Here is a 389-nt window from a genome sequence, read left to right as displayed (position 1 = left end):
GCGCTCGCCACCGATTCGGGCAGCAGCGCGTCCGATCACGTCACCAATGTCGGCACGCTGAACCTGACCGGTGTCGAAACCGGCGCGACCGTCGAATACTCGACCGATGGCGGCCATACCTGGAACACCAGCTTCAGCGCCGTCGAAGGCCTGAACGACGTACAGGTCCGCCAGACCGACATCGCCGGCAATACGTCCGATCCGACGTCGTTCAGCTTCACGCTCGACACCTTCGCTGCCGCCCCGGGCGTGGCCCTGACCACTGACTCCGGCAGCAGCGCGTCCGATCACGTCACCAATGTCGGCACGCTGAACCTGACCGGTGTCGAAACCGGCGCGACCGTCGAATACTCGACCGATGGCGGCCATACCTGGAATACCAGCTTCAG

The 389-nt window shown here is 64.5% G+C and carries 1 protein-coding gene; it reads left to right on the top strand.

What is annotated here, in order from left to right; all coding sequences use genetic code 11:
* The coding region (locus HWY45_RS36430; protein WP_176118517.1) for an Ig-like domain-containing protein at positions 1-389 on the top strand (389 nt) is incomplete at both ends.

This window comes from Burkholderia stagnalis (assembly GCF_902830275.1).
Lineage (GTDB): Bacteria > Pseudomonadota > Gammaproteobacteria > Burkholderiales > Burkholderiaceae > Burkholderia > Burkholderia stagnalis.
Note: the sequence above shows the minus strand (reverse complement) of the source record. Positions and strands in the feature narration are given on the sequence as shown.